The 21229-nt window shown below is 36.5% G+C and carries 23 protein-coding genes; 2 read left to right on the plus strand and 21 right to left on the minus strand.

Features of this window, described 5'->3' with window-relative positions:
* Positions 1-68: 68 nt before the first annotated feature.
* From hisF to ACESM9_RS02730, 8 genes are all read right to left on the minus strand, one after another.
* Complete coding sequence (hisF, locus tag ACESM9_RS02695) at positions 69-827, minus strand: imidazole glycerol phosphate synthase subunit HisF (protein WP_372995030.1); 759 nt, start codon at positions 825-827, stop codon at positions 69-71.
* Positions 815-1528, minus strand: coding sequence for a 1-(5-phosphoribosyl)-5-[(5-phosphoribosylamino)methylideneamino]imidazole-4-carboxamide isomerase (hisA, locus tag ACESM9_RS02700; RefSeq protein WP_372995032.1), 714 nt, complete (start codon positions 1526-1528; stop codon positions 815-817). The genes hisF and hisA overlap by 13 nt, the downstream gene beginning before the upstream one ends.
* A complete protein-coding gene (gene hisB, locus ACESM9_RS02705) occupies positions 1529-2107 on the minus strand; it encodes an imidazoleglycerol-phosphate dehydratase HisB (RefSeq protein ID WP_372995034.1) in 579 nt (192 codons plus the stop codon).
* Entirely contained in the window at positions 2094-3146 is a 1053-nt protein-coding gene (gene hisC, locus ACESM9_RS02710) for a histidinol-phosphate transaminase (RefSeq protein ID WP_372995036.1), read from the minus strand. Before hisC ends, hisB begins: the two co-directional genes overlap by 14 nt.
* The gene (gene hisD / locus ACESM9_RS02715) at positions 3146-4438 is read right to left on the minus strand and encodes a histidinol dehydrogenase (RefSeq protein ID WP_372995104.1); all 1293 of its coding nucleotides are present in this window, start codon (positions 4436-4438) and stop codon (positions 3146-3148) included. Before hisD ends, hisC begins: the two co-directional genes overlap by 1 nt.
* A complete protein-coding gene (gene hisG, locus ACESM9_RS02720; protein ID WP_372995038.1) occupies positions 4422-5066 on the minus strand; it encodes an ATP phosphoribosyltransferase in 645 nt (214 codons plus the stop codon). Before hisG ends, hisD begins: the two co-directional genes overlap by 17 nt.
* Entirely contained in the window at positions 5054-6028 is a 975-nt protein-coding gene (locus tag ACESM9_RS02725) for an ATP phosphoribosyltransferase regulatory subunit (protein WP_372995040.1), read from the minus strand. Before ACESM9_RS02725 ends, hisG begins: the two co-directional genes overlap by 13 nt.
* A gap of 356 nt (positions 6029-6384) precedes the next feature.
* Complete coding sequence (locus tag ACESM9_RS02730) at positions 6385-6810, minus strand: hypothetical protein (protein WP_372995042.1); 426 nt, start codon at positions 6808-6810, stop codon at positions 6385-6387.
* A gap of 175 nt (positions 6811-6985) precedes the next feature.
* Between ACESM9_RS02730 and ACESM9_RS02735 the strand changes: the two genes are divergently transcribed.
* On the plus strand, positions 6986-7573 hold the full coding sequence (locus tag ACESM9_RS02735) for an HDIG domain-containing metalloprotein (RefSeq protein ID WP_372995044.1): 588 nt from the start codon (positions 6986-6988) through the stop codon (positions 7571-7573).
* Between the two features lie 47 nt (positions 7574-7620).
* Here ACESM9_RS02735 and ACESM9_RS02740 read toward each other — a convergent pair whose 3' ends face one another.
* The 8 genes from ACESM9_RS02740 to ACESM9_RS02775 all read right to left on the minus strand — a co-directional run bounded on the left by ACESM9_RS02740 (position 7621) and on the right by ACESM9_RS02775 (position 15608).
* Positions 7621-8328 carry an ABC transporter ATP-binding protein gene (locus ACESM9_RS02740; protein WP_372995046.1) on the minus strand — a complete coding sequence of 236 codons (708 nt, stop codon included), beginning with the start codon at positions 8326-8328 and terminating at the stop codon, positions 7621-7623.
* Between the two features lie 3 nt (positions 8329-8331).
* Positions 8332-9096: an ABC transporter ATP-binding protein gene (locus ACESM9_RS02745; protein WP_372995048.1), complete on the minus strand. Its 765-nt coding sequence runs from the start codon at positions 9094-9096 to the stop codon at positions 8332-8334.
* Positions 9093-9995, minus strand: a complete 903-nt coding sequence (locus tag ACESM9_RS02750; RefSeq protein WP_372995050.1) for a branched-chain amino acid ABC transporter permease — start codon at positions 9993-9995, stop codon at positions 9093-9095. Before ACESM9_RS02750 ends, ACESM9_RS02745 begins: the two co-directional genes overlap by 4 nt.
* Before the next feature lie 15 nt (positions 9996-10010).
* Positions 10011-10889, minus strand: a complete 879-nt coding sequence (locus ACESM9_RS02755) for a branched-chain amino acid ABC transporter permease (protein WP_372995052.1) — start codon at positions 10887-10889, stop codon at positions 10011-10013.
* Between the two features lie 74 nt (positions 10890-10963).
* Positions 10964-12169, minus strand: a complete 1206-nt coding sequence (locus ACESM9_RS02760) for an ABC transporter substrate-binding protein (RefSeq protein ID WP_372995054.1) — start codon at positions 12167-12169, stop codon at positions 10964-10966.
* Positions 12170-12270: 101 nt separating this feature from the next.
* Positions 12271-13110 (minus strand): response regulator, encoded by an 840-nt coding sequence (locus ACESM9_RS02765; protein ID WP_372995056.1) that lies wholly within the window; start codon positions 13108-13110, stop codon positions 12271-12273.
* On the minus strand, positions 13088-14374 hold the full coding sequence (locus ACESM9_RS02770) for a sensor histidine kinase (RefSeq protein WP_372995058.1): 1287 nt from the start codon (positions 14372-14374) through the stop codon (positions 13088-13090). The genes ACESM9_RS02765 and ACESM9_RS02770 overlap by 23 nt, the downstream gene beginning before the upstream one ends.
* 277 nt (positions 14375-14651) lie before the next feature.
* Positions 14652-15608 (minus strand): threonine/serine dehydratase, encoded by a 957-nt coding sequence (locus ACESM9_RS02775; protein WP_372995060.1) that lies wholly within the window; start codon positions 15606-15608, stop codon positions 14652-14654.
* A 188-nt stretch (positions 15609-15796) separates the two neighbouring features.
* Between ACESM9_RS02775 and ACESM9_RS02780 the strand changes: the two genes are divergently transcribed.
* Positions 15797-16837 (plus strand): AbrB family transcriptional regulator, encoded by a 1041-nt coding sequence (locus tag ACESM9_RS02780; RefSeq protein ID WP_372995062.1) that lies wholly within the window; start codon positions 15797-15799, stop codon positions 16835-16837.
* 33 nt (positions 16838-16870) lie between these two features.
* Here ACESM9_RS02780 and ACESM9_RS02785 read toward each other — a convergent pair whose 3' ends face one another.
* From ACESM9_RS02785 to ACESM9_RS02805, 5 genes are all read right to left on the minus strand, one after another.
* Entirely contained in the window at positions 16871-17890 is a 1020-nt protein-coding gene (locus tag ACESM9_RS02785; RefSeq protein ID WP_372995064.1) for a hypothetical protein, read from the minus strand.
* Positions 17874-18242 (minus strand): PadR family transcriptional regulator, encoded by a 369-nt coding sequence (locus ACESM9_RS02790; RefSeq protein WP_372995066.1) that lies wholly within the window; start codon positions 18240-18242, stop codon positions 17874-17876. The genes ACESM9_RS02785 and ACESM9_RS02790 overlap by 17 nt, the downstream gene beginning before the upstream one ends.
* A gap of 244 nt (positions 18243-18486) precedes the next feature.
* Positions 18487-19362 carry a hypothetical protein gene (locus ACESM9_RS02795; RefSeq protein ID WP_372995068.1) on the minus strand — a complete coding sequence of 292 codons (876 nt, stop codon included), beginning with the start codon at positions 19360-19362 and terminating at the stop codon, positions 18487-18489.
* Between the two features lie 115 nt (positions 19363-19477).
* Positions 19478-20650, minus strand: coding sequence for an NADP-dependent malic enzyme (locus tag ACESM9_RS02800; RefSeq protein ID WP_372995070.1), 1173 nt, complete (start codon positions 20648-20650; stop codon positions 19478-19480).
* A gap of 11 nt (positions 20651-20661) precedes the next feature.
* Positions 20662-21213 (minus strand): Fe-S-containing hydro-lyase, encoded by a 552-nt coding sequence (locus ACESM9_RS02805; RefSeq protein WP_372995072.1) that lies wholly within the window; start codon positions 21211-21213, stop codon positions 20662-20664.
* Between the last annotated feature and the right edge of the window lie 16 nt (positions 21214-21229).

Here is a 21229-nt window from a genome sequence, read left to right on the forward strand (position 1 = left end):
TCCTGAAATTTTGGTTTGTATTGCCTTTGGTATCCCTCTATAGTCTGTAATGAGTCTCGAGTTGCGAGTTACGGAAGCATGGGTATTCCTCTATCCTTCAGATACTTTTTCAGTTCTTGTATCTTGATCTCTCCGAAGTGAAATACAGAAGCTGCCAGTACTGCATTTGCACCGCCATATTTTATGGCATCATAAAAGTCTTCTAATTTCCCTGCTCCTCCTGAGGCTACAACAGGTACATTTACTGCTTCCGTTATCCTCTTCAATAGCTCTATGTCATATCCTTTCTTCATGCCATCTTCGTCAATGCTGTTTAATACTATTTCTCCGGCACCCAGTTTTACAGCCTTTATTGCCCATTCAACAGGATTGAGATTCATTTTTTCTCTCCCACCCTTTACATAGACGCTCCAAGAGTTTTCAGATTCTCTCTTAGCATCTATTGCAAGAACTACTCGCTGACTTCCGAATTTTAAAGCAGCCTCCTTTATCAAGTCTGGATTTTTCAATGCTGCAGAGTTAACAGCCACTTTACTTGCACCACTATTTAATATATCTGAAAAATCGCTTAATTTAGCCACTCCACCACCTACGCAAAGAGGTATGTCTATATTGTTTGCTACTTTTCTTACACATTCCAATGTGGTTTGTCTTCCTTCATAGGAAGCATTGATATCGAATAAAGCAAGTTCATCTGCTCCGCGGTCACAATAATATTTGCCTAAGACTTCAGGGCTGTCTACATCCACTAAATTCTTAAACATTTTACCTTTTACCACTCTGCCGTTTTGCACATCCAAGCATGGTATTATTCTTATTTTATACATTTAATGACCTCCCCAAAATCCAATTTATTATCATAGAATGCCTTTCCGATTATTCCTCCATATATGTTCATGGAGTAAAGCTGTTTTATGTCATCCATGGAGCTTATACCTCCAGATGCAATTATATTTAAGCCCGTCTCTTTTATCAGAGTTTGATAGATTTGAAAATTCGGTCCCTCCAACATTCCATCCTTGGCTATATCGGTATAAACTATAGTTTTTATTCCTATGGCTTCAAGCTCCTTACATAATTCTAACGAATCAACATTGCTTATTACCTTCCACCCCCTGGTTGCTACTTTTCCATCCTTTGCATCTATGGATACCAGGATTCTTTCCTTATATTTAGATACCAATTTTTTCAACAGTTCCTTATTCTCTATTGCCATGGTACCTACTATCACCCTGTTTACTCCGAGGCTTAGCAATTCTTCAACTCTTTCTTCGCTTCTTATACCTCCACCTACCTGAACAGGAATATTAACTGTATCTACAATTTCTTCTATGGTCTTTTTATTTATAAATACTTCGCTCTTTGCGCCGTCCAGGTCCACCAGATGTAAAAATTCTGCTCCTTTTTTCTCCCATTCAACAGCCATATCAACAGGATTATCTGAATATACTTTAACTTTTTCAAAATCCCCCTGGGTCAGCCTCACACATTTATTATCCTTCATATCAATAGCCGGAAATATTATCAACTATAAAACCCCCTTTGATGACGAAACACTGTCATTTATTATCTGCACTGCTTCCCTCAATGCCCTACCGAAGGCCTTGAATACCGCTTCTATCTTGTGATGATCATTTTCCCCGTACAATACACTCAAATGCAGAGTAACCCTTGCCTCATTTACAAAAGCTCTAAAAAATTCTTTAAAGTCCTGACAATTAATATCTCCAAGTCTTTCAGACTTAAAATCCACATCGAAAACCAGGTAGGGACGATTGCTTATATCCAACACTACTCTGGATAAAGCTTCATCCATGGGTATATAGCAGGCACCATATCTCTTTATGCCCTTTTTATCGCCTAAAGCTTTAATAAAAGCCTGCCCTAAAGTTATACCTATATCCTCTGAGGTGTGATGTCCGTCTACATTAAGATCTCCATTGCACTTTATATTCAAATCCAAGGAACCATGGAAGGCTAACAGATTGAGCATGTGATCCAAAAAACCTATGCCTGTATCTACGCAGCTTTCTCCGCTTCCATCCAGATTTATATCTATCATTACATTTGTTTCGAGAGTATTTCTTTCTACCTTAAACTTTCTCATTTTTTAATATCTCCTTCAGTGTTTTTAGGAGCTCTTCGTTTTCACTTCTGTCTCCTACAGTGATTCTATAGTACTGTTTCATATCCCCGTAAAAACTTCTAATAAGTATCCCCTGTGCTGCCAGCCTTTCTCCCAGATCTTTTATATCAGATTTAATAAGCACGAAATTAGTATGGGATTTATACACTTTAAAAGGCAGCTTTTTCAATTCATCGCATAAAAATGTCCTTTCCCTTTTGACTTCTTCCACATAACCACGAATTTTATCTTTGTTTCTCAGTGCCAAAGCACCCACATATTGAGTTATAGCATTGAGGTTATAAGGAGCCCTTACACAGTTTATCACTTCAATGATATCATCACAGGCTATCATATATCCAAGCCTTATGGCTGCCAGACCCAATGCTTTGGAGAGGGTCCTTAGAACTATCAGATTTTTATATTTCGATACTTCCTGAACCATGGAGCCTTCTGCAAACTCCATATAGGCTTCATCCACCACTACTATAGAATCAGTCTGCTCCAGCAGCTTCTTAACATCTTTTTGTTCTATCAAATTTCCAGTAGGGTTGTTGGGGTTGCATAATAATATCAGCTTAGGTTTTATTTCTTTTGCTCTTTTTATCAAAAGGTCTATATCAACAGTAAAATCCTCATTGCTATCCACCCCTATGAATCTGGCAGAATGTATCTGACTGAATATTGAATACATGCTGAAGCTGGGTACAAAACTCATTATTGCCTCGCCCTTATCCACAAAGGTCTTTATAACCAGCTCTATGAGCTCGCTGGAGCCATTGCCAACCATTATATTTGCAGGATTCACATCAACATAAAACCCTAATTCTTCTCTGAGCTTCATTGCATCATTATCAGGATAAAAATTGATATAGAAATCCTCTCCGAATCTCAGACCTTCCGAAGTTATATCTTTAAATAAAATGTTCTTGCCTTCATTGGCATCCAACTTTATTCTGAATGGTACCTGATTTGTACTATAAGCCTTTAATCCTTTTATGCTGTCTTTCACTGATTGCATTACAACTCTGCCTCCTCAAATCTCACTCTTATAGAATTTGCATGGCCTGTTAAACCTTCTTCCTCGGCTATCCTCATAATTGAGTCCTTTGATCTTTCTAAAGCGTTTTTGCTATAGTAAATCAAAGATGTCTTCTTTATGAAATCATCTACACACAATGGTGAAGAAAATCTTGATGTGGAACTGGTAGGTAGGGTATGGTTGGGCCCTGCAAAGTAATCTCCTACAGGTTCAGGAGAAAATTCACCTAAAAATATTGCCCCGGCATTTTTCACTCCTTTATATATATTAAAGGGGTCTCTTGTAAGTATCTCCAGGTGCTCTGGCGCAATCTCATTTGCCACATCCAGTGACTCAGCCATACAACTGGTAACAATTATTGCACCGTAGTTTTCAAGAGCCTTCTTTACTATTTCTTTTCTCTCAATAGATTGGAGTTGGGACTCAATTTCCTTCATAACCTTGTATGCTAAAGGCTCCCAATCAGTAACCAGTATGGCAGCCGCCATTTCATCATGTTCTGTCTGAGAAATCATATCTGCAGCTATATACTTTGGATTTGCCCATTGATCCGCTATGATCAGAATTTCACTGGGTCCAGCTATCATATCTATACCAACATAACCAGCGACCTTCTTTTTTGCCATGGCCACATAAATATTACCGGGACCCGTTATTTTATCCACCTTTGGTATGCTTTCGGTGCCATAAGCAAGAGCTGCTATACCCTGAGCCCCTCCAACCTTATATATCTTGTCTACTCCTGCAATAGATGCTGCTGCAAGTATGGAAGGTTTGATACTGCCATCAGGACAAGGAGGGGTTATCATTATTATTTCTTTCACACCGGCTATCTTTGCAGGTATAGCATTCATCAGTACTGTTGACGGATAAGCCGCCCTTCCTCCAGGGATATATATTCCCACTCTTTCCAGTGGTCTTACCATTTGACCCAGTATTATGTCTTCTTCTTCGTAAAGTGAGTAGGAGGTTTTCAGTTGTTTTTTATGAAATTTTACTATATTTTCCTTAGCTTTAATTAGATCCTCCAATAAAGCCTTGCTTGTATTTTTTATAGCTTCATCCATTTCTTCCTTTGATACCAATAACTCCTCCAGCATAACTCTGTCATATTCTTTTGTATATTCCTTCAGAGCTTTGTCCTTATTCTGCCTCACATCATTTAAAATTCTATCTACTGTTCTATTAACTTCATCCATTTCCAATTTGTTTCTGTCAAGAAGCCTTTTGAAAAATTCCTTTCCATTTGAAATATCAATTATCCTCACAATACTTTCCCTCCAATTTTTTAATACTTTCAATCAGCTTGCTGATCCTGTCATACTTGAATCTATAGCTGACCCTGTTGCATATGAGCTTGGCACTGATGTTAAACATTTCCTCTAAAACCTCAAGTCCATTGGCCTTTAAGGTGTTCCCTGTCTCAACAAGATCTACTATTACATCCGAAAGCCCCACTAGTGGTGCCAGCTCTACAGAACCATTAAGCTTTATAAGCTTGATTTTCTGCCCTCTTTCATCAAAATATTTTTTTGCAATCCTGGGATATTTGGTAGCTACCCTCAACACCTCATCCTTTTTATAGATCTCCTTTTTCTTTATTCCTGCTACTGCAAACTTGCATCTGCCAAAGCCCAGATCAAGTATTTCATATACATCGTTGTCGCTTTCAAGAATAACATCCTTGCCTGCCACCCCAAGATCTGCAACACCGTTTTGTACATATGTGACCACATCAGACGGTTTCACATATATAAAGCTGATTTTTTTCTCCTCGTCCTTAAATATAAGCTTTCGTGAATCAGGAACTATTGATTCTCCAAAGCCTATGGTTTTCAATAATTTGTATGTTTCGTCTCCAAGTCTTCCCTTCGCAAGGGCTATATTTATAAAGTCCAACTTTGCTGTACCTCCTCGTACTTTATTTCTGTCAATTCATCAACATCTATGCAAAAACCTATTGCAGAAACCTTCTCTCCAAATACCTTTGTAAAGGAATCATATCTTCCTCCACTGATTATGTCCTTATATGAGCCTGGCAGATATCCTTTAAAAATCAGGCTATCATAGTAATCCAGCTCAGTGACCATAGACATATCCACTTGTACATTGCTCTTATATCCTTTTTCTTCTATGAGTTCATTAAGAACTTTAATTTCATCCAAGGCTTGCTTCATCTCATCATTAAGGTGATACAGCTTTGATTTTGCCTCCACAGTCTCAATATCACCCTGCAAATCTGTAATATTTGCTAATGTATCAAAAATGCTTTTTGGCACATTTAAAGTTCTTATATAACTTGTCAACTCATGCCTATTCTTACGATATATCAAATCTTTTATATGCTTTCTATCATTTTCTTCAATGTCTATTTCCTTTAATAGTCCATTGATGTACTTGCTATTTGACATTTCTAAAATAAATCTATGGTCGAAGCTGTTTAATACCTTTAATGCAAGCAAAATAACTTCCTTATCCGCTTTCAATGATTCCTCTCCCAGGTATTCTATTCCCATCTGCCGTATCTCCTTAACATTGGCTATCTCCTGATTTCTGTAAATGGATGAGTTGTAAAAGAGCTTCACTTTTAAACCCTCTTGCCATCTTGGTATCAGACTCTTTATTATGCTGGTTGTTATATCAGGTCTTAGAATTAATACTTCAGAACTTCCTCCTATCACCTTAACCATTGATTCTTTTCTGATCCTTTTATTCAGGTATGTAAACCTGTCAAAATCCTCAAATATGGAAGGTTCGATCTGGAAATAACCCTCATTCAAGAACATATCTTCTATCTTTTTTCTGATTTCATATCTTTTCCTGGAATAACCTATTTCGTCTTCAATTCTCAAATATTGCATTTATTACACCTTTCCTTTGCTGTTTCATTGTTGCATAAAAATAAAGAAGCCATATAGGTATACCTATATGGCTTCTTTATTTTTATCTCTTAACCATCATAGGTACAACCCCTAAATTCAAAACAGAACCAGGGATTGTACCTATGCATTATTATATGCTTAGGATACAAGCCCTCTTACTATGATGGTGATGATGCTTCTTATTAAAATTTACTGATATAAAAGTCAACATGGTTGACTCACCTTCCTTAATTTCGGAAAATATTATATTTAGTATACTACCATATAATTATTTTTGCAACACCTTTGTATAATTATTTATTATAAAAAAACCGGGGAATAAACCCCGGTAAACCTTATTGCTGTTTCTTCTTATAATCTTTTTGCCTATGATGAGGCATTGCTTTTCTTATTTCATCTGCCTGTTCTTGAGTGATTACCTGATCCTTAACCATCTTTTCCCATATATCCACTTTGTTTTTTCTATAATTCTTTATAAATTCCTTTCTTTGATCTTCAGTCATATCCTTCATTTGATCAAACATTTTTCTTTTTTCTTCTCTTTCAATCTTTAAATAATTATTTATCTTTTCCACATCTTCAGATTTGAGCACGCCTTTTTCAACTAAGCCTTCTAGTGCTTTATTAATTCTCTCTTCCTTAGGCGATGTTTTTCTATTTTCACAGGGAGGTTCAGCAAAACTTACAGTTCCAAGAGCAAATATGAAGGAAAGCACCAAAATAGTTATTACAAGATTAATAAGTTTTCTATTCTTTCCCATTTTATCTCTCCTTTCCAAGCATATTTGTCATATATGATGACAATTATATTATTAGCATTTTTATATATATTTTTGTGTTGTATGATATGGATATTTTGCTGGTTGACAAATTTTTCATTTAAGTTTACTATGAATTTTAATATAAGCAAAAAATAATAGGAAAGAAGGTCAGAAAATGAAAAACGATAAACCTACAAGAGCTGAAGCCTTCGAGCTCCTAAAAAAGTATAATAAAAGCGAAAGCTTAATAAGACATGCTCTTGCTGTCGAAGGTGTTATGAGACATTTCGCCGAAGTTCTTGAAGAACCAGATATAGAAAAATGGGCTGTCATAGGTTTGCTTCACGATTTGGATTATGAAATGTACCCTGATGAGCATTGCTCCAAAGTCAAGGAAATACTTGAGGAAGAAGGATATCCTGAGGATTACATAAATGCTATAGTCAGCCATGGCTGGGGAATATGCTCTGACATTGAGCCTACCCATAGAATGGAAAAGATTCTTTATGCAACAGATGAGTTGACAGGCCTTATTACTGCTGCGGCTCTTTTACGACCAAGCAAAAGTGTACTGGATCTTGAAGTAAAATCTGTTAAGAAAAAATGGGGCCAAAAAAGCTTTGCTGCTGGAGTAGACAGAAGTATTATTGAAAAAGGTGTTGAAATGTTGGGCATGGACCTTAGCTATGTAATAGATGAAACTATAAAAGGCATGAGAAAGGTAGCAGAGGAAATTGGGCTAAAAGGAAACATTGAGGGATAAAAGCATTTTCCCTCAATGTTTTTTACTGTATCATTATTTTTCTACGATTATACCTTTGCTCCTAAATATGCTTCCTGTACCAATGGATTTTCAGCTATTTCTTTAGCCGAGCCTTCCATTTTAATTTTGCCTTGTTCAAGTACATATGCTCTGTCGGCTATAGATAACGCCTTATATGCGTTTTGTTCTACCAATAATATGGTTTTGTCCATCTTTCTTATATCCAGTATGATATCAAATACTGTTTGAACCAGGAGTGGTGCAAGACCTAATGAAGGCTCATCCAAGAGCATTAATTCAGGATCGCTCATCAATCCTCTCCCCATAGCCAGCATCTGCTGTTCTCCACCACTTAGGGTACCTGCTATTTGCTTCTCTCTTTCCTTTAATCTTGGAAAAAGAGTATATACCTTCTCTAAATCTTCCTTAATCTTTTTAAAATCCTTTCTCAAATAGGCTCCCAGCATGAGATTGTCTGCAACAGTTAGATTTGCAAATACCAATCTTCCTTCAGGAACCTGACAGATCCCCAGCTTTACAACCTTATTAGGATTTATGGGTAGCTTTTCCCCTTTATAGTTTATAAACCCTTCTTTATACTTCAAAAACCCTGATATTGCATTTAAAAGGGTTGATTTGCCTGCTCCATTTGAACCAATTATAGTCACTATTTCACCCTTATCTATATCCAGGCTAACTCCCTTTAATGCATGAATTCCACCATAATATACATTTAGATTTTCAACTCTTAACATCCTCTACCCCTCCACTCCTAAATATGCTTCAACAACTTTTGGATTGTTCTGAATCTCCTGAGGGGTACCTTCAGCAAGTTTGCATCCGAAGTTAAGTACCATTATCTTTTCACATATTCCCATTATCAAATCCATATGATGGTCAATTATCAAAACACTTAAGTTAAATTTTGGCCGTATCTCCGCAATGAGAGTCATTAACTGAACTGTCTCGTCTGGGTTCATTCCAGCTGCAGGCTCATCGAGAAGCAATAGTTCAGGGTTTAAGGCCAGTGCTCTAGCTATTTCCAATCTTCTTTGCAATCCATAGGGAAGATTGTTTGCAATCAGGTCCTTTCTATCGTAAAGCCCCATAATTTCAAGCAGGTTATCAGCCTTTTCCTTCAGCTCTTTTTCCTGTTTCCTGCACTTTATTGTCCTTACTACTGATTCTAAAAGACTGTAATTGGCATTGGCATGACAAGCTGTTAAAACATTTTCGTAAACCGTCAGCTTCTTAAAAAGCCTTATATTCTGGAAAGTTCTTGTAATACCGCTTCCTGCAATCTTATAAGGCTCCATGTTGGTTATATCCTGACCTTTAAAGATTATTCTTCCATCAGTAACCTTATAGACACCGGTAATAAGATTGAATATAGTTGTCTTACCTGCTCCGTTTGGTCCAATTAATCCACTTATGCCATCCTTGGGGACTTCAAAGTCCACATTGCCAACAGCAGTAAGACCACCAAAGGTTTTTGTAAGATTTTTCAGTTCAAGAATATTCATACTGTCTTTCCTCCTTCCATTTGATTTGGAAGGCCTTTATTCTTATTTTTCATTCTCGCAAAAAGCTTCTTCATACTTGAGGGAGTAAACTCATATCCTCCCATCAATCCACTAGGTCTGGTTATCATGATTATGACTACAGATAGACCATAGATAACCAAACGCCATTCGGAGAAGGTTCTCAATATCTCAGGCAATGATGTTAGAACCAAAGCTCCTAGAACACTTCCTGATATGCTGCCTAAACCACCAAATATTACTATTATTGTTAACTCTGTAGATTTGACAAGACTGAACATCTTCGGCTGAAGAAAGGTCATATAATGGGCCATGAGGCCTCCTGCAATACCGGCATAAGCAGCACTAATCATCAAAGAAATAAGCTTATATTTGAAAACATTTATTCCTACTATCTGGGAAGCAAGTTCCTCTTCCCTTACAGCTATCATATTTCTTCCATGCTTTGATCTAACTATGTTCGCCAGAACAATAATGGCTACAATATTTATAATAACTACATTAAGCAATTGAGTATGATGAGGTATTCCAGGCCAACCCCTAGCTCCTCCAAAGTATTGGACATTATCTAAGATTAGTCTAATAGCTTCTCCAAAGCCTAGTGTGGCTATACAGAAATAGTCACCTTTCAGGTTTAGTGTAAGCTTACCAATAATGGAGCTTACAAGTGCTGCTATCAATCCGCCTATTAGAAGTGCAGGTATAAAAGGTAAGCCAAATTTAACTGTCATCATAGCTGATGTATAACCGCCTATAGCCATAAATCCAGCATGTCCAAAGGAAAACATTCCTGTAAATCCAGTCAATAAGGATAAGCCTAAAACAGACATCAGGTTTATTCCTGCCAAAGTTAATATACCAAAAATATAGTTTAAATCCATAATTATGCCTCCCTCCTAAGCCTTATCCTCTGTTACTTTACCCATCAATCCGCTAGGTCTGAATACCAAAACAGCGATGAGCAGAACAAAGGCAATTAGATCTCTGTACTGGGAGGAAAAATATCCTGATGTTATGGTTTCAATTATTCCTAATAAGATAGAGCCTATAACCGCCCCAGGTAAGCTTCCCAGACCTCCGAAAACTGCAGCAATAAATGATTTATTTGTTATTATCCCTATCTGAGGATAAACAGTATACTTCATACCGAATAATACTCCTGCAATTCCTGCAAAGAAACCACCAAGGGCAAACACAACTATTATTACTAAATCTGTATTAATACCCATCAAAGCACTAGCCTTGATATTATAGGCAGTTGCCTGAATAGCCTTCCCCATCTTTGTATGATCAATAAAAAATACTAATAGTGCCAAGCATATAGCAGAAATAATAAACATAGTCAGATCTAATCTTCCTACAGAAACGCTTCCAATCTGTATAGGAGTCCTGGATAATATCTCAGGATAAGTTCTAAAAGTAGGACCGATAGTTGCTATTACCATATTCTCTAAGAATATGGAGGTACCCATGGCAGAAATAATAAAATATAAGAACGGAGCTTTCCTTTCTCTCAATGGTTTATATGCTCCTCTTTCTATAATCACCGCCAGCAAGCAGGTAGTCAGGGCTGCAACAATAAAGGCAACCGGAAAAGGCAAACCTGCTGCTGTTAAGTAATAATAGCCAAAATAAGCTCCCAGCATTATAACACCGCCATGAGCAAAGTTACTGAAGTTCATAATGCTGTAAACAAGTGAATAACCAACTGCCATAAGTGCATAAACACTGCCTATCGACAGACCGTTAATTAGTTGCTGTAAAAACTGTGACATTCCTTCACCCCTTATTGTTTAAATAGCATAAAAGGAGAGATACTCTCCTTTTATGCACATATTTAAGTATAATTCTAGTCAAGCTGTGCAGAGTATTTCTGCTGGAATACGTACTTATCTCCTTCTATCTTAACTATTGCAGCTTCCTTTCCTTCTGGATTATGAGTATCCTTTCCTATCTTTATTCTGCCAGTAACACCTTGAACATCTGCGGTTTCAAGAGCCTCAGTTATCTTTACAGGATCGGCTGATCCTGCTCTTTCTATAGCATCTATCAATAATACAACTGCGTCATGAGCCAAATATCCGTTTAACTCTAACTCTTTACCATATTTATTTCTATATCTGGTCTTAAGGTCTTGAACTTCGGGATCATCATAATCTACATGGTTGACTATGTAAGTACCCTGTACCGCATCCTTAGCCATTGTAAATAGCTGCTCGGAAGGTAAACCATCTCCGCCCATAAGCGGTACTGTTATGCCCAGTTCTCTTGCCTGATTTGCTATAAGTGCTGCTTCTTTAAAGAATACTGGAAGGAACAGCACTTCAGGGCCTGCATCCTTTATTTTGCTTAACTGAGGTCTAAAATCAACATCACCGAATTTGAATGCTTCTTTGGCAACTACAGTTCCACCTTTAGCTTTAAAAAACTCTTCAAAGAATTCAGTGAGCCCTTGTGAATAGTCATCGGCTACATCATATAAAATTGCAGCCTTTGTGAATTTTAGTACATCATATGCATATCCAGCTGCAACAGCACCTTGATATGGGTCAATAAAGCATACTCTAAAGTTAAAGGGTTTTACCTTGCCATCCAATACTGTAACCTTTGGATTTGTAGCAACGGTTGCAATATCCGGTACCTTTGCCTCTTCCAATACCGGAGCTATGGGTATAGCATTACCGCTGGCATTAGGTCCTATGATAGCAACAACCTTATCCTGACCTGTAAGCCTTTTAGCAACATTAACTGCCTCTTGAGGATCACCTTTGGTGTCATAGCCTATAGCTTCAAGCTTTTTACCTCCTAATACTCCACCTTTTGCATTGATTTCTTCAAAAAGCATCTTTACTGTATCAAACTCACATTGTCCCCAAACTGCCTGGTCTCCTGTCAGTGAACCCATCCAACCTACTTTTATTACTTCATCTGCTGGGGCAGCAGTCTCTCCCCCGGCTTCAGAACCTGTCTCTGTGGCTGGTTTCGAGCATCCTGAAAAAGCTAATGTAAGAATCATCAAGCAAACCAATAATAATGCAAGTGATCTTTTATACATCTATACCCCTCCCTTTATTTATAAAAGCTCTTAGGCTTTTATTAACTATATGACGGAATATTCAAAAAACTTCAAAAAAACTCATAATATTTCAAAAATTTTTAATATTCTTTGTCTGATAATAAGATTAATCCCTCAATAAACTTTCCCATATTCACTTTTCCTCCGCTATTTCTCTTACCCCTAATGAAATCCATTTCGGCTTTAACATTCTCAAAATCAAACAGTGTATTTGAATACCTCTGAAAGCAATCATTTCCGTAGTCCTCGAGTCCTGTATTAGCAAGATTCTTTAGCCCTTCTTTCATGGCTCGTCTCATTCTTTGTCTAACCGTTTTTGAATTGTCTTTCAAATACTCACATATTTCATCCATTGAGCATTCATTAAAAGATTTCTCGATATTAATCAAATATGTACATATATTTATTATGTCATTAGTACCTTTTTCTCCCAGCATTCCCAGCATACTGAGAATATACTTTATCTCTTTTGTTCTATCTGGCTTTTCTATATTCTCTAGCCTGCTGTCTACATTATTAAAAACTTTTCTTATTTTATTCAGCATTTCCTCCAGCTTGATTTTTTCTGCAACCTTATTGACAACCTTTTCTACTTCAATTTTATTCAAAGGTTTGCTTATAAAGAACTCGATACCTGATTTGTAGGATTCTGTTATAAGCTCACTATCCGAAACCTGGGATACCATTATAAAATTTATGCTCGGCCTTAGCTGCTTAATCTCTCTTACCAAAGTATTGCCATCCAGTTTAGGCATTAGGAGATCTACCAGAACAATATCGGGATTGGCAGCCAAAATCTCTTTATGTGCCGTATCTCCATCATTGCTCGAACCAATTACATCTCCCAAATTATTATCCTCTATTATATTGCTTAGGATTTTCACTATATTTATATCATCATCCACTATATAATACTTCATCGTTCTCTCCCCTAAAAACACTTTTTGGAATAGTTATGGTAAAGCTTGTCCCCCTATTGACTTCGGAGCGGACACTTATACTTCCGTCAAAAATACTATTGGTCAAATCCTTTACCAGCGCAAGACCTAAACCTCTTCCGATATTCCCAGTACTTTCATCAAATTTAGTAGAAAAACCTGGGTTGAATATATAGTCAATGTTCCCCAGCTTAATTCCTTCGCCATTATCCGAGACTAGAAATATATAATCTTCTTCATTCTCACATACATTAAGCTTTATAAAACCTCTTTTTCTCCCCTCCAAAGCTTCTATAGAATTATTTATCAGATTTTTTAGGATAGACATGAGGTAGTAATGTTCTTCTACATAAAAATCAGTCTTTGTATTGAAACTTGCTTCAATATCCAATTTGTTTAGCCTTATAAAATCTTTTGTATCTATTTCCAAAATGCTTATTATATCTTTAATACTCATACTGGTTTCATCTGTTTTATCCTTTGATATTTCTTCCAAACCGCTGATTATCCTTAAATATCCTTTCTTAATCTCATGCACATCCTTTGATATATCCAATGATAGATGCTTTAACTCTTCCGGGTAATCATTTTCAGATATAAATTTATATGTATAATAGGATTTTTTCATAACATCTTCTATTTCTTTAATATTCTTGCTCATGAAATAAATCTCGCTTTTGAAGCTGGATGTGAGCATGACTAGCCTTCTGTATCTTTCTTCATGCTCTACCTTTGCCAGAAAGGCTCTATAATGCTTTATGGATATTACTACTCCCACAGCTATAAAGGCCCTGATTGCTGCAATGACCACCAGATTTCTTATTATATCCATACTCATACCCACAACTTTAGTCCTTACGCTCATTTCCACCATATTGGATAAAAAGTCACAGAAAAAAGCTGCTGTAGCAAATCTTGTAATATCTTCTTGGGCTGCCTTGTAATATATTAAGTAGTAAAAAATCCCATATGCAAAATAGAAAGAAACATCTGGTCCTACCATAATCCATGTAGTCATCAAATCTCTAATCTCTAAATATTCAATGACTCCCCTGAAAAAGGGGGATATTATACCTGTAGTTAAGCAAACTATTATTGGGTTAAGCTCTACATAATTATATAAGAATATAGGTAATAAAATTACAGAAAGCGTTATTATGAAGCCTGGGACATAGTGCCTTAGGTTAAACTGAGATGCCAAAGCAACACATGCTGCAATAAGAAGGGTATGTTTTACTTTATTCATAAATTCACCTTTACTTAATATCCGGAATAAAATCCATAGATACATTATGAATCAGGTTATATATGAATAATATAGCATATTAAAAAATAGAATTGAAGTGTTATGTTTTAATATTGTTAATTTTCAATCATTTATCTTATTGATCTTTTTATTCTCTTAAAGTTGCCTTTAATCTATCGGCGTTTAGTAAAATATCAATAGCATCTCCATCGCCGAAGCACTTGCAATACAAAGCCTCTGCCGCGGTCCACCTGACAGTTTATTTATCAATTATAGCTTATATAATTATAGACTTTAACAATGAAAAGTCCAAATTTCCTCCACTTATGACTATAGCTACATTCCTATTTGTAAACAATTCAGAATTAGCCATGACTGCTGCTACTCCCACTGCTCCTGCAGGTTCAGCTATCACCTTTTCTTTTTCAATTAAGAACAAGACAGCCTCTTTGATTTTTTCTTCTTCCACTAGAATTATATCATCTATGCATTGTCGAGACATCTTATAGGGTATCTCTCCTACTCCACCTACCAGGGCGTCGCATATAGAAGGCTCTGAAGGGAAGTCTATGTAGCAAACCCGGTCTTCCATAGCTCTTTTCATAGCCGGACAAGCCACAGGCTGAACACCTATAATCTTTATAGAGGGCTTAAGGTGTTTGGCAGCTACAGAAATACCGGTTATAAGCCCCCCACCACCGATAGGTACTATTATTGTATCTATATCAGGATTTGCTTCTAATATTTCCATGGCAATAGTACCCTGACCTGCTATAACATCTACATCTGAACAAGGATCTACAAAAGTGAGTTTCTCTTTCTCCAATGCTTTCAATGCTGCAGCATGTGCCTCATCGTAATTTTGGCCTACAGCTACAACCTCTGCTCCGAAATATTTAATCTTATCTAATTTTGATCCTGGAATAGTCTCAGGAACATAGATCTTAGCCTTGATTCCTCCCAGCATATTGGCTGCATAGCTTACTCCTGCTCCATGATTTCCAGAGGATACGGCCAAAACTCCTTTGGCTAAATCATCCTCTGCCAAACTTGTCAATTTGCTTAATGCTCCTCTTATTTTAAATCCCTTCAGTTTTTGCTGGCACTCAAGTTTTAGAAATACAGAGGTGTCTGTTTCTCTACGGCTCAAATATATTGAATAATCCAGTGGAGTGTTGTATATATACTTCTCTATTCTCTCCCTAGATTTTTTGATATCATCAAAATATATCATCTTTTCAACTCCTCAGAACTTTAATACCTTATATAATTATATCACTATATCTTATTAATTTTACTATATTGCTCTTTAGAATTTACATTATGTATTTCTCATATTCACATAAACAGTTTATTTGAAACATACATAAAAATATAGTAATATTGTTTATGGATTCAATTTTCTGAAGGTGTGTATAATAAATGACTAATCTTGTATTAACATTTGCTATTGGATTATTATGTGGATATGTGTTTTATAAAATTAAAGTTCCTGGAGGCATGATGGTAGGCGCAATTGTAGGAGTTGCGCTATTTAATATTTTTTTTGATATGGCTTATATGCCAAGTTATGCTAAATATACAGCACAAATATTAGCAGGAGCTTATATTGGGTGCTCAGTGCAAAAAGAGGATATAAGAAGAATTAAAAAGCTTATTAAGCCATCATTGGTTCTGGTGCTCGGTATGTTAATAACGAATATATTCATAGGTTTTATTGTATATTTAATAAGCCCTCTAGATCTTATTACAGCTTTAATGAGTTGTGTGCCCGGCGGCATGACTGAAATTCCAATAATAAGCGCTGACATGGGAGCTGATATGCCAAAGGTAGCAGTTCTCCAATTTATTAGAATGCTTTCATGTATAGGGCTATTACCAAGCATAATTTCCCACATTGGTAATAAGAACTATGATACGGAAAATAAGACTGTGGTTTTATCTCAAGAAAGAAAGAAAAGTGTAGATATAAAAAAATTTATATTTACAATAGCTATAGCCGTATCAGGCGGGATGGTTGGTAAAATATTGGCCATTCCTGCTGGTATACTATTATTTTCTATGATAGGTACAATTTATATAAATATATTCCTGAATAAATCCTATATGCCTCTATGGGCAAAGAGGCTGGCTCAGGTCTTATCTGGAGCTTTCATAGGCTGCAGCATAGATTATAAGAATGTTTTGGAGTTAAAATATATTATTATACCTTCTATAATCATAGTGCTTGGATATTTCATTAATTGTTTTGTGGTTGGCAAAATCCTGAATAAAGCATTCAAAATACCTATAAAAGAATCTATGTTGGCAGCTACACCTGCAGGAGCAACAGACATGGCTCTTATATCATCGGATATTGGGGTGTATAGCACCGATCTTGTTGTTCTGCAGATAGTTCGTTTAATAACCGTTATATCAATTTTCCCTCAAGTTATCTATTTTATTAGCCGTTGGTTTAATTAAAAAAGGAGATTGAAAAATCCCCTTTTTTGCTCTTTAATGAGACTTAATTGAATAATAAATATGCTTAGCTGCTTCGAAAACTGTAAACAATAAGATAACAGCTATGAATATTCTAAAGGATACGGTTCCTATTCCACCTAACTTCATTAAAAATTCCATTTCGGTTCCTACTGCAGCATCTTTAATAGAAGGATTCAATATAGCAGGATTACCTGTCATCATAAGTACAATAATTAACACACCCAGATCTATAACTATTTCAGATAAACGCAAAACTGTATTCCATTTACCAACCTTAAGCTTATATATGTTTAGCAATACTGCTCCAATCCAGAGTATGTTCATGTATTTCATATATCCAGCCAATACATCAAGGTTAAATATTGGTGTTACTGATGTTATTCCTTCGGATACATTATACATGGCTATTATATGAGGAAACCTATTGAAAATAATCAGGGCTATAATTGTAAAACATATGGCTGCTATAGTATCAGGCATTTTTATGACTTCATAAGATACAGGAACAGGTTCCAAATTTCTAGGACTCCAATTCTTATTCAGATCAATACCTTTAATGCCTTCTTCTTTCCCAAAACGCTGAATAAGCGCAAATATGATAGTTACAGAACCCACAGCGCTTACGGCTGCGGATATTAAATTCATAGGCAGTTTAAACAGTTGTTCTATAAAAGGGCCCTGACTGCTTAGTATATCAATTGTTGTGGCAATGGAAATACCTAAAGCTACTGCTCCCAGAACTATATAGAGTAAAAGACAATATAGCTCATATAGTTCAGGGCCGATAAGGTATCTGTTGTTTGGTTTGTATTTTGCTGCAACTTCATCAGGAGACCCAAAGGACTCTAATATAGCAAATACATCCTCTTCTGTGGCTTCGTAATCTTCTCCTTTTTGTAATTTCTGATTTGCTATTCTTTCATCTAAATCATCAAGTATGATAGATTTCAATTCTTTCTTTATGTCTTCCCTCTGCAGTCTTGGTAGTTTTTGTCCCACAGCATATAAATAACGGTCAATCCAATCTTTCATTATCCCCATCTCCATTCTTAGTTTCGAGAAGCTTTGTGATTGTATTATTCATGTCAGTCCATTCCTCTATAAGGCTATTCAACACTCTTCTTCCCTTTTCATTCAACACATAGTATCTTCTTGGTCTAGATTCATCCAAGGACCAATTGCTGTCCAGCAAACCTTGCTTTTCCAATCTTCGAAGCAAAGGATATAAAGTGCTTTGATCTATTATCATTCCTCTTTCCGTCAGGCTTTGCACTAAAGAATAGCCGTATTGTTCTTTTTCCAACTGGCTCAATACACACAAAACCAAAGTGCCTCTCCTTAGTTCCATGGTAAGATTTGATACAATCTCTTCCAAGTTAGACATTTTCATCACTTCCTTGTAATTTTATTATACTGTACGTCACACACTATTGTCAATATAATAATATTAACTATTTTCAAATATTTTTCTAAAGTCAGCTTGTATAGAAAAGATGCATAAAAAACTCCCTTGGAAGTATTCAACATCCAAGAGAGTTTTTTATTTCAGTATTTATTATATCCAAATCGTGGATTGGATATGGGGAAAGCATCAGCCCCTGCAAATTCCTTTTCCTTGCGCCTATTTATTATTTATATTCCTGTATTTGAAGCCAGTATTCTGCTATATTGGCTTCACTGTCTTTTATCTCCCCATTTATATAAAACGAATATTTATCTCCTCTTTGACCATTAAACTCAAAATCAGTGGAACCTATGCTTTTATAATCTATCTGTATATCATTCCAACTAGCTTCATAACCAGCTATAATATCCTTTGGAGACATGTTTGATAATAATGTTAAATTATAATATATCTCATATTCGGTTTCTTGATAACTGCTTTCAGTTACCTTGTCACCTTTCAAAATTGGGAATATGCCCACGGGATATCCATCTGGCAAAGCAGCTGACTCTCCTGATGTAAGGAACTCTTTGAGTTTATCTCGTTCTGCCACTTCAGAGTAGTTAACATCTATCATAACACTGCTGCTTTTATCATCTACTGCTACCGCTGTAATAGCAATCCTATAACCATCTTTATTGCCGCTCATTATGATACCATTATCTAATTGAGTTTGGTTTAAGTCTTCCACATCTTTGAAAACCTCTTGATAAAACTTTCCTAACTCGTCATATTTCTTTGCTGTTGTATAAATTATGCCAACAGCAGAATCCTCTTTATTATCATTTACATTTATTATGTTTGCATCATCCATGAGAGGAACTACGTGTTCTGGAAAGCTATCAGGCAAAGTAAGGTTTGTTCCTATTTGACCTATGTCCAAATCGATATCAACTGAAGAACCGGTCTCTTCAGCGATTTTTTCCTCAACTTCTTTTTCTATTTCTTTCAAATCTTTGTTAACATCCTTTATCTCAGATTCTTTTGCTCCTCCTCCGCATCCTCCGAGGATTAGTACTACAACTAAACAAGATGCTAAAATACGCAATATTTTTTTCACAATATCACTCCCACCAAAAAATTCATAGTTTGTTACATTATATAAGAAACTATGAATTTGCACTTTCAAATTATTGTTCTTCATTATCAATAAATTGCATAAAATGAGAGAATTTTTACCTTGCTACACCAGTATCTATAGCAGCCTGTGCAACAGCCCTGGCAACTGCAGGTGCAACTCTTTTATCAAAAGGTTTTGGTATTATATAATCTTCATTGAGCTCATCATCAGATATGAGCTCTGCCAACGCACGGGCTGCTGCCAGTTTCATATCCTCATTGATGCAGCTTGCCCTCACATCAAATGCACCTCTGAATATACCGGGAAAAGCCAGAACATTGTTTACCTGATTAGGATAATCGGATCTTCCCGTTCCTACTATTCTGGCTCCTGCTTCTTTCGCCTGCTCAGGATCAATCTCGGGCACGGGATTTGCCATTGCAAATATTATGGCATCCTTGTTCATGGCTCTCACCATATCTTGTGTCACTATATTTGCTGATGATACTCCTATGAATACATCTGCACCAACCAATGCATCAGCTAAAGTTCCCTCTTTTTTAGCTTTGTTGGTCACCACTGCCATTTCTTCTTTCACCCAGTTCATTCCATTTTTTCTTCCTTTATAAACTATCCCTGTCCTATCACAAAGAAACATATCTCTGACTCCCACATTTAGTATTATCTTGGCTATTGCTATACCTGCAGCCCCTGAACCATTTATTACTACCACCAGATCCTCCATTTTCTTCTTAGTTATCCTCAGAGCATTAAATAAGGCTGCCAGCACTATTATTGCAGTACCATGCTGGTCATCATGAAACACAGGTATGGATAGCTTCTCTTTGAGTTTTCTTTCTATCTCAAAGCATCTGGGTGCCGATATATCTTCAAGATTGATTCCTCCAAAGGATGGTTCTATCTGCATTACCAGCTTTACTATTTCATCAGGATCTGTAGTATTAACACATATAGGAAAAGCATCAACCCCTGCAAACTCCTTGAATAATACTGATTTCCCTTCCATTACAGGTAAAGCAGCATGAGGTCCTATGTCTCCCAAACCCAATACTGCTGTGCCATCAGATACCACTGCCACCATATTGCCTTTAAATGTATAATCGTATACAGCATCTTTATCCTTATGTATCTCCTTGCAGGGCTCTGCTACCCCCGGTGTATATGCCAGACTCAAGCTCTTACTGTCTTGTACGGCAACCTTGCTTACTGTTTCCAGCTTGCCTTTGTTATCCTTATGAAGTTTTAGTGCTTCTTCTCTGATTGACATAGTATTATCACCTATCCTATTCTATACTTTTCTCTGCCTATTTTATATAAATCATTACCTTTATTATCTATAACCACAGTAACAGGAAAATTTTCTACTCTCAATCTATATATGGCTTCAGGTCCTAAATCATGGAAAGCTATGACTTCCGCTTCTCTTATAGCTTCAGCCAACAGCGCGCCTGCTCCTCCTATGGCTGCAAAATATACTCCATTGTTTTTGATGATAGAATCCACTACTTTTTTGCTTCTCAATCCTTTACCTATCATTCCCTTCAAACCACTGTCCATCAGTATGTCAGCATAGGCATCCATCCTTCCGCTGGTGGTAGGTCCCGCAGATCCTATAACCTGGCCCGGTTTAGCAGGACATGGACCTACATAATATATGATCTGACCTTTAATATCCATTGGAAGCTCTTGCCCATTCTGTATCATACCAACCAATCTTTTATGGGCAGCATCACGGCCTGTATATATTATGCCATTTAACAATACTCTATCGCCGGCACATAAATCATTTATTGCGTCATCGGTTAAAGGTGTGTTTACTATCTTAGTCATATTGCTCTACCTCCAG

The organism is Lutispora sp., from assembly GCF_041687175.1.
Taxonomy (GTDB): Bacteria; Bacillota; Clostridia; order Lutisporales; family Lutisporaceae; genus Lutispora.